General features: G+C 48.3%; 13 protein-coding genes. 1 reads left to right on the top strand and 12 read right to left on the bottom strand.

Going from position 1 to position 15010, the window contains the following annotated elements; all coding sequences use genetic code 11:
• Positions 1–40 precede the first annotated feature (40 nt).
• The 11 genes from AX755_RS00135 to AX755_RS00090 all read right to left on the bottom strand — a co-directional run bounded on the left by AX755_RS00135 (position 41) and on the right by AX755_RS00090 (position 12876).
• Entirely contained in the window at positions 41–1201 is a 1161-nt protein-coding gene (locus AX755_RS00135; protein WP_062856068.1) for an aminomethyltransferase family protein, read from the bottom strand.
• Between the two features lie 29 nt (positions 1202–1230).
• Positions 1231–1512 (bottom strand): acyl carrier protein, encoded by a 282-nt coding sequence (locus AX755_RS00130; RefSeq protein ID WP_013095701.1) that lies wholly within the window; start codon positions 1510–1512, stop codon positions 1231–1233.
• Between the two features lie 21 nt (positions 1513–1533).
• Positions 1534–2082, bottom strand: coding sequence for a 3-hydroxyacyl-ACP dehydratase FabZ family protein (locus AX755_RS00125; RefSeq protein WP_013095700.1), 549 nt, complete (start codon positions 2080–2082; stop codon positions 1534–1536).
• Positions 2083–2085: 3 nt separating this feature from the next.
• Entirely contained in the window at positions 2086–2841 is a 756-nt protein-coding gene (locus AX755_RS00120) for an SDR family oxidoreductase (RefSeq protein ID WP_062856067.1), read from the bottom strand.
• Positions 2842–2861: 20 nt separating this feature from the next.
• Positions 2862–3230, bottom strand: coding sequence for a holo-ACP synthase (gene acpS / locus AX755_RS00115; protein WP_014830751.1), 369 nt, complete (start codon positions 3228–3230; stop codon positions 2862–2864).
• Between the two features lie 16 nt (positions 3231–3246).
• Complete coding sequence (locus AX755_RS25925; RefSeq protein WP_258858736.1) at positions 3247–3567, bottom strand: ShlB/FhaC/HecB family hemolysin secretion/activation protein; 321 nt, start codon at positions 3565–3567, stop codon at positions 3247–3249.
• A 19-nt stretch (positions 3568–3586) separates the two neighbouring features.
• Complete coding sequence (locus AX755_RS00110) at positions 3587–4621, bottom strand: ShlB/FhaC/HecB family hemolysin secretion/activation protein (protein WP_269446800.1); 1035 nt, start codon at positions 4619–4621, stop codon at positions 3587–3589.
• A gap of 330 nt (positions 4622–4951) precedes the next feature.
• Positions 4952–8824, bottom strand: a complete 3873-nt coding sequence (locus AX755_RS00105; protein ID WP_104668921.1) for a two-partner secretion domain-containing protein — start codon at positions 8822–8824, stop codon at positions 4952–4954.
• Positions 8825–9120: 296 nt separating this feature from the next.
• The gene (locus tag AX755_RS00100) at positions 9121–11268 is read right to left on the bottom strand and encodes a polysaccharide biosynthesis tyrosine autokinase (protein ID WP_062856066.1); all 2148 of its coding nucleotides are present in this window, start codon (positions 11266–11268) and stop codon (positions 9121–9123) included.
• Positions 11269–11285: 17 nt separating this feature from the next.
• Positions 11286–11735, bottom strand: coding sequence for an arsenate reductase/protein-tyrosine-phosphatase family protein (locus tag AX755_RS00095; RefSeq protein ID WP_013095697.1), 450 nt, complete (start codon positions 11733–11735; stop codon positions 11286–11288).
• A 1-nt stretch (position 11736) separates the two neighbouring features.
• Positions 11737–12876, bottom strand: a complete 1140-nt coding sequence (locus AX755_RS00090) for a polysaccharide export protein (protein ID WP_013095696.1) — start codon at positions 12874–12876, stop codon at positions 11737–11739.
• Positions 12877–13240: 364 nt separating this feature from the next.
• Between AX755_RS00090 and AX755_RS00085 the strand changes: the two genes are divergently transcribed.
• Positions 13241–13936, top strand: a complete 696-nt coding sequence (locus tag AX755_RS00085; protein WP_013095695.1) for a helix-turn-helix transcriptional regulator — start codon at positions 13241–13243, stop codon at positions 13934–13936.
• A 110-nt stretch (positions 13937–14046) separates the two neighbouring features.
• On the opposite strand, the gene AX755_RS00080 is transcribed toward AX755_RS00085, so the two are convergent.
• Positions 14047–14988 (bottom strand): OmpA family protein, encoded by a 942-nt coding sequence (locus AX755_RS00080; protein ID WP_023622340.1) that lies wholly within the window; start codon positions 14986–14988, stop codon positions 14047–14049.
• Positions 14989–15010 lie beyond the last annotated feature (22 nt).

Raw genomic sequence — 15010 nt, 5'->3', positions numbered from 1 at the left:
TTATTCCCACGGATTCGCTTCTCGCTGTTTCGATTAATAATTACAGTGCGCTTTTCGCTTTAGAGGCATCCACAAAACTGTGTTCAGTTGGATTAACCAGCATGCTCAGGTTATAAATAAATGGCATACCTTTGGTTTTCGCAGCTACCGTTTCAGAGCGCGTTTGAATAGCAAAGCCGCTAATATCAGACCATGCATATTCATTGTCGATCAGCGCCAGGGCAATAAAGCACTGCAGGGCTGGAGAATAGATAGCCTTAGCGACTTTCCCTACCACCTGACCCTCGACCAGTACGTTATCGCCGGATTCAATGCCCGAACATTCGCCCTCGACAATCATGCCGATCACCTTGCGTGCGCCTTCGCGGTGAGACAGCTCTTCGGCCGCGTCTTTACCCACAAAGCCCTCTTTGTCGTACTGCACAGCCCATTGCAACTGCAGCTCTACCGGATTGAGGTTGTACTCAGCCCACAGCGCGTCATCCCAGCCTGGGTTTTCGATACGTACAATTTTCTGGTAGTCCAGCCCACCGGTCTGAAGCAGGTATTTGCCGCCGTGCTCCAGCAGTTGCTGCCACTGATCCAGCAGCTGTTCCTGCTGGCCAATAACCATATAGGCGAATTCACCGTGTTTACCGCAGCGGAATACCATCAGCTCGTCGTCGGTATTCATGTACTCGTAGTAAGGCAGACCAATCACGTCGAAACCGTGGATCTCAGACATCAGCTCCCAGGAGTACGGCCCTTCTACCATGATCGCGCCCCAGTTCTGCTCGCGCATGTCAGCTATTTCAGGGGTTTCCTGGATATCCAGTTCGTCGGCTTTTTCCAGAAGGGCGTTCAGGCCAGCGATAATTTCCACCGCCGGAATGTTCTCGGACATGATGTAGTAGCCGTCGGATGAGCAGAGCACATACACATCACCGCGCACCGTACCGTCTTCATTCAGTACCAGCGAGTAGATCCCTTGCTCGTCACGGATAATTGAAACATCGGCAGAGACATAATAATTCACCAGTGCCCAGGCATCATCACCCATCACGCTGACAATGGACATGTGTGAATAGTCCACCAGCAGGGCATTTTCACGTACGGCTTTATATTCCACCATCGGATCGTGATAGGCAGAAGGAACGTTGGCATTGTTGTAAATGCCCATTTTCGCATTGTTTTTTAAATGAAAATCATAAAGAGACTTCATAACGTGATCCTGTTATTCGCAATGATAAATTAAGCTTTTTTCTTCTGGATGATAAACGTCGCCAGATTGTTGATACTTCTCATATAAGAAGGATCATCGCTTTCGCTCACTTTGATATCGAAAACTTTATCCAGCATGACCACGATTTCCGTTGCATCAACGGAGTCCAGTTTTAAACCATTACCAAACAGGGCGGTATCATCATCAATTTGAGACTCATCGCGCTGAATATTTAAACGCTGAATAATCTCAGTTTTAATTGTCATCAGCACGTCCTTGCGCTGGTCAATTTCGTTTTTCATTGTAGACATGGTTTTAACTCTCTCAGGGGTTTACTTTGTTTCGCGGAAATTAATAATGGTGCCATGGCTGATTAACCGCTTGCCGACGTTAGCCGTCACGGAATAATGCTTAAAGCCATGGGCATCAGAAAATGCCAGCTTGCTGGTCACTTCAATCGAATCACCTGGGTAGGCAATATCTTTAAATTTCAAATTCTGGGCCGCCAGAACACCGCGAACCTGCGCGCGGCGCGTGCGAATGATCTCCCGCATCTCGTCACGCTGAATGAGCGCATGAATATCGCGTAACGATTTCAGTTCCGTGCCGTATGTCTGGTTGTAGATATCGCAAATATCGGTGAGGAACGAGAGATACTCGCTGGCCTGACCAAAAATCTCAGAAATAATAACCCCAGGCATGATCGGATCGTCAGGGAAATGCCCGAGCAAATAGGGCTCGTTGTAGGTAATGTGTTTGGTCACCTTCACAAAGCCATTTTCGCCATATTTGAAGTCATCAATTCTGTCGACCATCAGCAGCGGCTGACGCCAGCCGCCCATTTCCAGAAAGATCTTCGAGGGGATAACGTATTTAGACATAAATCACCGCATCACCAGGCCGCCATCGATAACGATGGTTTGACCCACAATGTAGCTGGAGGCAGTGGAGCCCAGATAAACGACGGTATTGGCAACCTCGTCGCATTTACCCAGACGACGTAATGGAATAGATGCCGTTACGCCACGCACCACCGTGCGGGATACTTTTTTCACCATTTTGGATTCAATCATCCCCGGCGCGATGGCATTTACGCGCACGCCATACGGCGCCAGTTCCGCCGCCAGCGTGCGGGTGAATCCCAGGATTGCGCCCTTCGACGCGCTGTAGTTCGCCTGCCCGACGCTTGGGATAATGGCCGCAATGGAGGCCACATTGATGATGGCCGGGTTTTCTGCGGAGCGCAGCAGCATTAAGGCTTCTTTCGTCAGACGGAAAATGCTGAACAGGTTGGTGTCTACCACCTGGCTGAAGTCATCAAAGCTCATCGAGGCAAACAGGCTGTCTTTTACAATCCCGGCGTTGTTAACCAGCACATCAAGCTTGCCCGCTTCCTCGGTCAGGCGTGAACAGAGTGCAGTGACACTCTGCACATCGGCGAGATCGCACTGAATGACAGTGAGCTTGCTTCCTGCCGGATGCGTTTCTTTCAGTTCCGTTAATTGCGTGGCATTGGATTTATACAGCGCATAAACATCGCAATTCTGGTCAAGAAATTTAGCGCAGATCGCCAGGCCAATATCACCACTGGCACCGGTGACCAGAACCGTCTTTTCCTTAAGATCATTATATTGATACATAATATTCACAATTAGTTAGGTTAATAAAGTATGACAACGGCTGTCGCATAGTGCTGACAATGCGAAATACTGAGCGAGGCATTCGCCATCTGCTTTTCAATAAGCAGCTCTTTGACTCGCCCGGAGAAAATCAGATGGGGACAACCCAATTCGTCATGGTTTATTTCAATATCCTTAAAGGTGATGCCGTCGCGATATCCACAGCCAAGCGCCTTAACAACCGCCTCTTTTGCGGCCCAGAAACCTGATGCGCGCTCATAGTTAGGATCTTCCCGGTTAATTTTTATATTTTCTTGCGGGGTAAAGACGCGCTGTAAAAAATCGCTTTGCCAGTTTGTTATCGCTCGCTGTATGCGCGAAACTTCCACAATGTCCGTGCCGATACGCATTTATCGTGCTTCCCTTTCAAAGCTGATAAGAAAGATTCAGATTAAAATTAAATTTATTCACGTCCATGCTGCCAGGATATTTAACCGGCATGGAGACTGATGAATCGTACGCCAGGCTTTTCACATTCCCCTGAATACCCAGGGTGCTGCCGACGATAATCTCTTCGCCATAGACACTGTCCCGTCTTATATGACCGGCATCTACGCCAACGTAATAGTTTGCGTTCATTCCTCGCACCGGGCGATAAAATGTATTTTGCAGGTAGTACCCGCTGTTCCCGGTCAGGCCAACGCTGTTTTCAAACCCGCGCACGCTCCAGCGATCGCCCATCGTCATTTGATCCTGCAGCGTCAGCTCACGCGGTGCGTATTGCGCCAGAAAAAGCGCTATAGGCAGTTTGAGAAAATTGTCGGGTATAGCGACTTTCCACATTCACCAGCTGACTGACGGGACTGACATTGCCATACACCATATCCGGCGTTTTTTCGGCGCCGAACCAGGTGACAAAACGCTGCCAGGATACCGTTGAATCCCAGTGTGCATTTGCCAGCTGCTGCGTGTAATTCACGCCAAACCTGACGTTATCCATGTCACGCTTCTGTAAGACAAGTTCCTCGCCATTAAGGGTATAGCTGGCTTTTCGACGGATCAGCTCGGCATTCCCCGTCACCTTCCGGCTTTTATCCCGGTAGACCGTGCGCGTCGCCTTCACGCTGCCGTACTCACTCTTACCGGCGTAATCCACCGTGGTGTAATAGAGCGGTATCGCCTGACGCGACTTGCTGCTGCTATAAAACAGCGAATAGTTCCAGTAGCCTACCGGCAAGGCATAGTAACCACTTACACTCTGATACTGACCCGTTGTGCTCTTCGTTCCGGCGAGATAAAACAGATCGCTAAACCGGGCGATGTTATAGAGATAGCCCACCACAGAGGTCAGGTGTTCACCTGTCGCTTTATCGCCCCAGTTGTTATAGCTCGCCCGCACGCTCCACTGTTTTTCCCGGTTGGTGCTGATGCGAATGGTGCTATACCCGTGCTTTGTACCCGGCTCGATATTGATCTTCACATCCACGCCGGGTTCTTGCTGCAGGTTTTCCAGACCCTGCTCGATATCGCGAATATTAAGGATGTCCTCTTTCGCAAACGGCAGCATCCATGGATTAATATCATTATGCTCGACAATAATTTTTTCTATTTTCCCCGCATTGACGTCAAGCTTCAGCGTGCCAGACGAAATATTCTGCGAAGGGATCGTAATGCGGGTCGTGATGTAACCGGCATCGATATAAAAATCCTGTAACGCGGCGGCGATTTTCACCACACCGATGCTGCCCACGCAGCGTCCGACGATCTCTTTTTTTATCGCCTTTTCGGTTTTACGTTTCAAAAAATCATTATCAAGAACAAGTGCTTTAAGGGTAAAACAGTTTTTCTCCTCAGGTAATTTGTCCAGTCTAAATACTTTACGTTCGGTGCTGGAGAAAACATCCTGCCGATACACCTTGTGTTCTTTGAAAGTATTTAGATCTGCATTTTGCTGCTGTTTAATCAGGGCATTAATATCGTCAACTGCAAACGTTTGAGACGACATTACCAGCAATGACAGTAAAAATTTAAATCGCAGTTCCATTCACTTTCTCAGAAAAAAAGGCAGCAGGGTCTCGTGCTGACTTTGCGCTATCAGACAATAGCTGCTGCCTTTTGTTACACCTTTAGATTACATACCAACAATCGTGCCGGTATTGGTCACTTTATTGGTAATCAGTTCCATACCGTATAAGCCACCAAATACTGCATCCTGACCGCTGTTTGTCACGTTATTCGCCGTGACACCCGCAACGCCATAAGTCAGCATATTGAGGTAGTTATAGATATTCCCTGCTGTTTTCACAGACAGCGTATAATCGCTCACAATATTACCGCGGTTGTTAATGTCGGCACCGGCATTAATCACGATATTCTGTGCAAGGATGTTGCCGTTGGCATTATTGGTAACATGACGCTGAGTATCAATTTTCGCGCTGGCCACACCCACGATGTCTTTAAAGTTCTCAACACCGTTCAGGGCATTAATCGCCAGAGCGTTACCTGAAGAGATTGCATTGCGGTTAGTCAGTGCACCTTTCAGGATAGTGAAGTTCAGATCGCCTTTACCGCTGATCCAACCGTAGTTGGTGACGTTGTTATCAACCGTCAGATTGAGATTCTTATCTGACGCGATAACGCCGGTCGCCGTGTTGCTCTCCATGCTGCCATCGCTGTAGTTGTTCAGCGTACCTGCAGTGATGTCCAGGTTGCCTGCACTGTAGGTGGTGGCATAGTTGTTATAGAACGTACCGGCCGCTTTGATGATGGCGTCAGCGCCGCTTACCAGCATAGCGCGGGTGTTGTCCAGCGTCCCTTTAGACAGCACGCTCAGCGCACCGTTATCAGCGATGATGCTACTGTTGTTGTTGTAGACGTTTTGACCGGAAACAGCGACACCTTCACGGCCAATCATGCCACCCACATCGCCAGTCACACCGAAGGTTTCGCCATGATTACGTACGAAGTTGTTACCGTCACGGTTTTCAACATTCCCTGCCGCGTTCACGGAGAGCTTTTTGTCCGCCACGATCATCGCAGTGTTGTTGTAAACCGCACCTTTTGACTCGACGGTGACATTCTTACCGGCAATCAGACCGTTGTTGTTATCAACGGTGTTGGCAGCCAGTTTGATATCACCCGTCTGAGAAAGGACGGAACCACGGTTGCTGTCGTAATACCCCGTCAGCGCCAGATCGATATTGCCGTAAGCGGCAACCCGACCGTAGTCGTTGTTCAGACGGTTCGCTTTCAGCGCAATATCGCTACCGGACAGGAGCTGGCCGTAGTAGTTATCTACGGTGCCACCCGCATTGATAGTGATATCGCCAGTCTCAGAGCTGATTTCGCCGCGGCTGTTGCTCACATTCCCGGCCGCTGTCAGCGTGACATCACCCACCGCTTTGATTTTACGCGAGGCGTTATCAATGTTATTGGCACTTAACGCAATGTCGCCATAGCTGATCATATTCAGATCGTTATAGATATTGCCTTTAGCGCTCATCGCCAGGCTGCTGTCAGCCACGATATTGCCACGGTTGTTAATATCATAGACCGCAGAGATCGTGACCTTATCACCCACCATATTGCTGTTGGAGTTGTTGGTCACACCACGCTGGCTGTTCACCACCAGATGCTCGCCCGCGGCGATATCTTTCAGGTTTTCAACCCCGGTCTGTGCAGACACGTTCAGAGACTTCTCAGCGGAGAGCGTATTACGGTTAGTTAAAGAACCGTTCAGAATATTGAGAATGGCATCACCGAGGCTGCTGATCCAGCCATAGTTGGTGAAGCTGTTCTTCACATTCATGGTCAGTTTTTTATCTGCCGCGATAACGCCAGTCGCGTTGTTATCTTCCAGCGCACCGTTGCTGTAGTTGCTCACGCTGTTCGCATCAATCAGCAGGTCGCCCATGCTGTAGATGGTTGCGTAGTTGTTCGTCAGGGTGCTTCCCGCTTTGATGGAGGCATCCCCGCCGCTGACCAGCAACGAACGCGCGTTATCAATGCTGCCTCGTGCCTGCATTGTAAGCGGGCCATTTTCAGCAATGATGCGGCTTTCGCCGTTATAGATATAGTTCCCGGACAGCGAGACGCCTTCTTTACCAACCATCCCGCCGTTCTGCTGCGGCATGCCGAAGTAGGTACCAAATGTGGATCCGAAATCGATACCGTAACGGTTTTCGATGTTATCGCCTGCAGTGACGCTCAATACCTTACTGGCAACGATGAACGCGGTGTTGTTGTTCACCCCTGCGTTGGCATTAATGGTGACGTTTTGTCCCATAATGAAGCCACCGCGGTTGTTCAGGGCATTCGATGCCAGGGCAACATCCCCTTCTTCAGAGCTGAAGACGCCGATGTAGTTGGTGATGTTTCCACCCACTGCGGCACTCACACCGGTACGACCCGCAACACCGCCGTTGTCGTTACGCATAGAGGCCGCTTTGGCAATAACCTTGCTGTTTGAGTTCAGTTTGCCCGAGTAGTTATCAATCGCGCCGGCACTTTCAAGGGAGATATCGCCATTTGACGCCATCTGCCCACCGTTGTTATTGATGCTGTTCGCAGCAATCTGCACGCCCTTCTCAGCGATAATGCCTAACGAGTCATTACTGGCGGTATCTGCGGTTTTGGTCGCGCCGTTGTTAATCGTACCTTTCGCGGCAATCTTGGTGAAACCGCCCGCAGAACGGATCATGCCCCGGTTGTTATCGACGTTACCGCCGCTCACCACGTTCACATCGCCCAGGGAGTCGACTAAACCGCTGTTGTTGTTCACAGCAGCAGATTCAAGACCCACATACCCGCCCTTGATCTGGCCGTTGCTGTTATTCAGGATACCGGTTTTTAACGCCACGATACCGGCTTCAATACCGACAGTATTCCCTTTACCGTAGTTGGTTAAGGTGTTGCCGTTGGTATCCGCAGCCAGCATGCCTGCCGCCGCCATTTTGCCGTTGGTGTTATCAATGGCGCCGCTATTAACATAGAGGTCTCCCATTGTCGAAATGTTGCCTGAACGGCTGTTGTTGAGGCTGTTTTTATTGGTGTCCAGCGCGATGGTACCCACAGAGGTAATATCCCCGGTGACGTTGCTCAGTGCGCCGTTGGTTTTAATATTGATCTGACCAGAGGACTCAATGCGCGCAGTGTTGTTCAGCAACTGACCGTTAGCGTCAATATTTACGCCGTTGATGCCACCCGCAATAATGCCCTGGTTACGCACGCCGACACCGCTTTCGGTGCTGACGAGGTTAATCTTATTGGCATACATACCGCCCAGTGCAGCAACGTCAATGCTGTTGGCATTACGCGTTCCGGCTGCGGTTACTGAACCGGTCACCTGACCTGCAGCGTTAACGTAGTTATTACCGGCGACAACGTTCAGCTCGTTAGCTGTCACTTTATCGGTCACGACAACATTGCGAGACAAAATTTCCGTCGGGCTGGCGTTATTCAGTTTACCCAGCGTAATGGTGCCACCGTTAACAGAATAACCGGCTAACTGATCGTTTTGAATATCCGGCGTACCGGTTGTCAGGGTCAGTTTACTGGTGTTAATGGAGCCGCCACCGTTAATGGTAATACCGTTCGGGTTAGCAATAATTAAATCGGCTTTATCGCCGGCCACTTCCATCATGCCGTTAATCGCAGAGGCATTTTTAGACGTGACTTCGTTCAGGATGACTTTCGCCGTCCCGGACGTCAGATTACTGTTCCCCTGAATCTTACCCGCCAGAACGGTATTTGATTCAGTCATGCTGTTATTGAAGATAAGCCCATTCTTATCAACGTTTAAGTTGTCATAGACATTATGAGAAAGCCCCTTATCGTTGGCTTTATTAATGTTAATGACAGGCACATTCCCGGCAGTATAAACCACGCCGTTCTTGATGTTGATCTCTGCTGAGTGCGCAACAATTGGCAGAGCGAGTAGCACAGAAGCGGCAACAGGATGCCACTTCAACTCTAGTTGAAAGACTTTATTTTTATTACTATTCATTTAATCGACTCTTTATTTCGGAATTATTACATTTTTTCAAAATATAACATCACCACTCTAAATAACTACTTCACATCCGTTGATTACTGTTTATCCCCCCTTGTGGTTCCCTGATGGTTCATTAATTTAGATTTTAAGAGCATTACTTGATATTAATTCTGGCATTTTTATCTGGAATTAGCATTCAGACTGCATAACATAAAGGGAACTTTTAACCAGGAACAAGTCCACAGGCATTAGGAATATTACACATTCCCGGCCTGTCAAGACTTATTCCTTATAAGAAGAGAGATGAATTACTCCTGATATGAGTAATCGCCATAGCTATAGGTGGCCGAAGCGCGTTTTTCAACGCCGTTGAATATGACCCCCTGGATGGCAATCCCGTTTTGATTGAATCGACGCAGCCCTGCTTCCACCTCCTGGACCGAGTTCTGTTCGAATCTGACGACCATCAGAGACGTTGAGGCGAATCGGCCAATAATCGCGGCATCCGTAACGCTCAGAATTGGCGGTGTATCGAGAAGAATGACATCGTATTGCGCTGAACAGGCGTCAACGAGTGTCTGGAATTTCTCCGTCATAAACAGCTCGGCGGGATTATTGACCATTCTTCCCCGGCCAATGAAATCGACGCCCTGGTACTCTGTCTCTTCTATCACCTGGGACACCGCCGCATTCGCAGAGAGATAATCGGCAAGCCCGGCATGGCCTTCCGACTGCGAGAAGATGCTGTGCAAATACCCCCTTCTCAGATCGCAATCAATCAGCAGCACCCGTGAGCCGGCCTGCGCCATCAGCACCGCAAGGTTTGAACTGACGAAGGATTTACCTACCCCCGGAGAGGTGCCTGAAATCATTAATATTTTATTTTCTGACTTCAGCATGGCGAAATGAAGGCTGGTCCGCAGCCCTCTTATCGCTTCGACCGCCAGCGAGGTTGGCGACGATTTCACTAACAGCTCATCAGACTGATAGGTGGTAATCGCCCGGCAGCGTCTGCTCTTTGTCAGTTCAGGTGCCAGCGGTACGACGGCGTGGACAGGGATGCCCCGTTTTTCCAGCTCCGCGGGTTGTTTGATCCCTTTAATTAACATGTTGCGTAGCAGAATCACACCGGAGGCGAACAGGAAGCCCAACAGCGCCGACAGGATGACAATCAACGTTTTTTTCGGTTTAATCGGCTTATGCTGCGTGACGGCATTGTCAATAATGCGAACATTGCCCAGCGTGCTGGCCTTATTGATATTGAGTTCATGCTGCTTATTCAACAGCACCATATAGATATCATTTCCCATCTGCACATCACGGGTCATGCTCAAAATTTCTTGCTGAGTCCGCGGCATCGTACTGATACGTTGATTGAGCTTCTCTTTCTCTTCCTGCAGTACCGCACGTTTTTCTGATAGCGCTTTATAAGCCGGATGCGAACGTTTATAGAGCTTTGATATTTCAGCTTCTTTAAAGGTTAATTCATTCAGTTGGGTATCAATGGACACTACATTGTCTAAAATGAATTTCGCTTCAAGGGATAAATCCACCGACTCATTATTCTTCCTGAAATCATTGAGTTTCGTTTCTGCCGTCACCAGATTGTTTTTGATTTGCAGTAATTGTTCGTTCACAAAGGCCAGACTCTTGCTGGCCTCTTCTGACTTACGCTCAACGTCCTGGGCAAGATAATTGTGGCTGATGGTTTCAAGGATTTTGCTGATCATGACCGGATCGGTGCCGGTCATGCTCAGATGCAGCATCCCATTGCCACCGGATTTTCCATCCACGGCAATATTGTTTTTGATCTCATCAATTACCGAATATTCATTGTGCTTACGTAAAATGAACACGGTGTCCTGAGTCAGTTCGGCACGTTCAATCATAAAATCAATGCCGTGTGCGTGAAGAGGAACCCCCACTTTACCGTGCAAAACGGCCTCGCCGACCTGCAGGGTGTACTCACCCGCAGCTGTTATCGTCAGGATCAACGCTTCGTCCAGGAACTCCTCTGGCACAGATAAGGTTGAAACCTCAATGTTACCCGTGGGTTTACCAAGCAGGCGCAGGAGCAGGCCATTCGCAAACGGATAGCGTTTTTCAGTCACGGAGATATCCAGCCCCAGATCGCGCACGGTTTTACCGATCACCATCCGCGATTTAATTAACGAAATTTCAGATTCTGAAGCGACCCCGGAACCTTCAGGCAGCATCGTAGAGAGCTTATTCAACAGCCCCGTAGATGCATTTCTCTCAACCTGAATTAACGCATCGCTTTTATAGACCGGCGCTAAGGTGTAAGCAATAACGATACCGAACGCGATAAACAGTAATGTCGTCGCCGCTATCCAGACCTTACTGTAATATAAGACTTTGAGGAGTTGAACGATGTCAATATCCTCCTGCCGCGGAACATTATCGGTTTGCGAATTGCTAATCTGTTTGTCAAACATGCTCTAATCAGCCCTGATTATTTAACCTGCTGGAAAACCTTGACCCATTCTTCGGCAGCGGAAAAAAGTTGTTGAAAAATAACACCTGAGATATCTCGACCCCGACGATAAGGATCAGGAATTTCCATTTGCTGGAGCCAATATCCGAATAAAAATGTCTTTCCCCGGGCTTCCATTGCCAGGCGGGTCACGGCTTCAATATGGTTTTGCTCCATGGCCAGAATCAAATCATATTCACGACACATCAGCGGTGTAAGTTGTTTGGCACAATGCCCCTCTAACGAAAGGCCATTCTCACGTGCAGTGTTAACCATTACGGGATCTGCCGCTTCACCCGTTAACGCAGCAATCCCGGCGGAATCTACGATCATATTGGGCAAGCGTGAACGCAAAATGCGTTCCCCTACCGGGGAACGACAAATATTGCCTGTGCAGACGACAAGAATGGACTGATACCTGCCATTCATATCAATTACTCCAGTTTCTGATGAAGCGCGTCGTTTCAGTCAGGCTGTAGACACCACTAATGGTTGGCATTAACTGATTAATGACTCTGTTCCAGCGCGCAATCGGTGCGGTCGTCACATACACAATATCGTACGGCTTGAGCCTGAATTCGGTGCCAAGCACCAGCGCCGTCGCATCCCTGGCATCAAGCTGATAAATATTTGCCTGTTTTCCCTTTGACGCATCCGGTTTGTTTTCCGAACGGATCACAAAAATACCGCTGGCATCACTGGTTAATTGATTCATGCCCTCCGCATTACCCAACGCTTCGGTCAGCGTCATACCTGAGCGATCCATTTTCATGGTGGTTTGCTTCACCACATCGCCCATAACAAAGACTTTTAAATCATCATTACGCGGGATATACAGAATATCGCCGGAATAGAGCAGCCTGTTCTGCTGCAGGTCGCCATACTGCATAAGCGCTTGCAGCGAAATGATTGATTTTTTACCCCCCTGGGTTAAAACAGCATTCCCCCAGTCTGCGTTTTCAGTCAGCCCACCCGCCAGATTAACCGCATCAATGATGGTCAATGGAACGTTAGTGATGGGCTGCTGCCCGGACTGATTAACTTCACCAGAGACATACACTTTCTGAGAGCGAAACGCGGCAATCCCCACATCGACCTGTGGGGACTCAATGTATTTCGCCAGATGTTCGGTAATCAGCTCTCTGACTTCAGTGACCGTTTTATCCTTAACATGGATTTTCCCGATGTACGGATAAAAAATAGTGCCGTCTGAATGGACCCAGTTTCCCGTATCGCTGGCGCTACGATACTGACCAGACGGGGTGGTAAGCTCAGGATGTTCCCACACCGTGACCATAATGATGTCACCAACCCCAATACGGTACTCATACGCTTCGAGTCGTTTATTCAGCTCCGCATTGGCGTGGGCGACCACGACGTTTTCACGTAATTTCTCAATCAGCGCCGGCGTAACGGGGTAAACATTCACCTTTACGTCATTGATATTATCGGGGTCGGGCGTTTCGACAACCGTTTTTCCGTCGGTATCAATATGGCTTCCGGGGGTTATCTGACACCCTGCCAGTAAAAATAGCGTGGTGAAAATAAACAGAGCTGGCAATTTTCTCATACTTTTCTTTATGCCATTTCGGTGAAATGACATTTCCTTATAATTAATCAATCACCCATGGTGGTGCAGAGAGAATGAAGCGTGGCATTCCACAATTGATTAAATGATAAACCTTAAAAGTATGCATGTCCTGTAGACGTGGAGTAATCCTAACCCCTGACATCTCTTTCTTATCATTAATATAGAAAGCGGTCCAATCATCAGGCACGTAAACAATTCCCATTTATGCGGGGACTATTCTCACATATTAACCCTGAGACATCGTGTAAAATGAAAATATATACATACCGTATCATAAGATCGTTAGCATGCAAATCTTACACCCAAAAGAGGCGTGCAGAATACATTAACCAAAGGGATAAAAATGGATACGTCGCGGGTCATATTATCAAGATGTCATTTCAGCAACATCGGATTGCGCCATTTACTTTCCAATACGTTCAAAAAAGAAGAGATTCTCTCTTTTTATAATCAGCACCATTTACACGACTGGGTAAAAGGTATGAAAAAAGAGAGTTTTTTTACCTTGTACCTGGTGCTTCCTGACTCTATTTATAGCAACATCATCTACTTTCAGTGGCTTATCTCACTAAAACAGAAAACAAACCTCCACGCCATTGAAGAGATCATCATCGCTTACCACTCGGATATCTTTCCGGAGCTTTTCGCCTGCATCTGCTCGCATTACAAACATCGTCTCGTGAATATCAATAATTTGACCAACGATGAAATTGTCAGGAAAATGCATACCCAGCGTCACCCCAGCAAAAGCGGGATCGTCAAAAAACATATCGAACTGACGCACATGGAGTTCTGTGTCCTGAAGTTAATGATCTCAGGCTACACGATTGACGACATCAGTACCTTATATAACATCAAGCCAAAAACCACCTATACCTACAGCAACAGCATAATGAAACAGTTGGGGTTTAACTCTTTAAAGAAAATCTATTCCTGCGGCGAAATCATTAAATCCTCGATTGACCATGACATAATCAGAGAAAAGAAAAAGTACTACAGCATTGCCCACATTAAGATGTACGAACCACAAACTGCTTAATCCCTCTCCACCTCTAACACGTCACCCGTGTCTCCATAACACCGTCAAATTATTCACAAAAAAAATACGGAAAGCGTCTCCGCAATCCGTATTTTTGTATCGATGCTGACTTAGTGGCTTTTCACTAAAATTTCTACGCGACGGCTGTTGACGTTACATCCTGCCGCTTGCTGGCTGGCAGAGGTACCGCAGCCTTCAGCGCTTTGTGCTATTCCCTTACCCGTCGTGTTATTGATCAGCTCCGGTTTAATCCCTTTCTCGATCAGCAATGAACGAACGGTATCGGCACGTGCTTCAGACAGGCGCTGGTTAGCCTCACGGCTACCAATTGCGTCGGTATAACCCACAATCTGGATCTCACTGACGTTATTCGCCTTTTTGGTGAATTTCACCACCTCGTCCAGCTTATTGCGGGATTCAGCAAAAATCCCTGCCGCATTACTTGCCGCAAAGCGGAACAGGACTTGCTCCTGAATAAGCACCACACCGCTGTTATTAACGTAATCACAGGTTTTTACCTGCGATGCACGGTTAATAATTTTGGTCTGCTTATGCATCTTACTCAACAGGGCTTCAGCCCGGGAACGCTCTTCCAGGGCCGCCGTATTTCCTGACGTACCTGGATTAACCTGAATAAAATAGGTTTGCGCACTCTCGGCATTGAGCTGTTGCAGAGGATTTTGTTTCCCCTGATAAGCAGGGTGATCGTTGAACCAGGACTCCACTGCATGCGCGCCTGGCGCGGCGCACAGGACGGTAAATTGCCCCGGCAGCAGTACCGACTGCAGCTCGCGGTCGACGTAGATCGTCGCGGGTACGCTCCCCTCAGGGTAATAAACCACAATTTGTGCCTGTTCCGGTGTCACATCCGCGACCGGACGGTAGGGCTGTGGTGCCGTCTTCCCTGAAGCGGTTTTGACGTCTGCCGGTATATCGATGACGTGCTTCACTCGTTCTGCTGAATATGCAGTGCTGGATATCAATACGCTGAGCGCGGCAGTAATCGCACACGCCAGGTTTATTTTTTTAAACTTATTAAGGGTTACTTTCATTTATCAAATTCCCGATTAACCC

Source organism: Enterobacter sp. SENG-6 (genome assembly GCF_001605945.1).
Taxonomy (GTDB): Bacteria; Pseudomonadota; Gammaproteobacteria; order Enterobacterales; family Enterobacteriaceae; genus Enterobacter; species Enterobacter cloacae.
The sequence above is the reverse complement of the archived record's forward strand: the minus strand, read 5'-3'. Positions and strand labels throughout refer to the sequence as shown.

Coding starts and splice junctions, on each gene's coding strand:
- AX755_RS00125 (WP_013095700.1), bottom strand. CDS start 2,082: ATGTCTAAATACGTTATCCCCTCGAAGATCTTTCTGGAAATGGGCGGC.
- AX755_RS00100 (WP_062856066.1), bottom strand. CDS start 11,268: ATGTTTGACAAACAGATTAGCAATTCGCAAACCGATAATGTTCCGCGG.
- AX755_RS00090 (WP_013095696.1), bottom strand. CDS start 12,876: ATGAGAAAATTGCCAGCTCTGTTTATTTTCACCACGCTATTTTTACTG.
- AX755_RS00135 (WP_062856068.1), bottom strand. CDS start 1,201: ATGAAGTCTCTTTATGATTTTCATTTAAAAAACAATGCGAAAATGGGC.
- AX755_RS00105 (WP_104668921.1), bottom strand. CDS start 8,824: ATGAATAGTAATAAAAATAAAGTCTTTCAACTAGAGTTGAAGTGGCAT.
- AX755_RS00120 (WP_062856067.1), bottom strand. CDS start 2,841: ATGTATCAATATAATGATCTTAAGGAAAAGACGGTTCTGGTCACCGGT.
- AX755_RS00080 (WP_023622340.1), bottom strand. CDS start 14,988: ATGAAAGTAACCCTTAATAAGTTTAAAAAAATAAACCTGGCGTGTGCG.
- AX755_RS00095 (WP_013095697.1), bottom strand. CDS start 11,735: ATGAATGGCAGGTATCAGTCCATTCTTGTCGTCTGCACAGGCAATATT.
- AX755_RS00085 (WP_013095695.1), top strand. CDS start 13,241: ATGGATACGTCGCGGGTCATATTATCAAGATGTCATTTCAGCAACATC.
- acpS (WP_014830751.1), bottom strand. CDS start 3,230: ATGCGTATCGGCACGGACATTGTGGAAGTTTCGCGCATACAGCGAGCG.
- AX755_RS00130 (WP_013095701.1), bottom strand. CDS start 1,512: ATGTCTACAATGAAAAACGAAATTGACCAGCGCAAGGACGTGCTGATG.
- AX755_RS25925 (WP_258858736.1), bottom strand. CDS start 3,567: ATGACGATGGGCGATCGCTGGAGCGTGCGCGGGTTTGAAAACAGCGTT.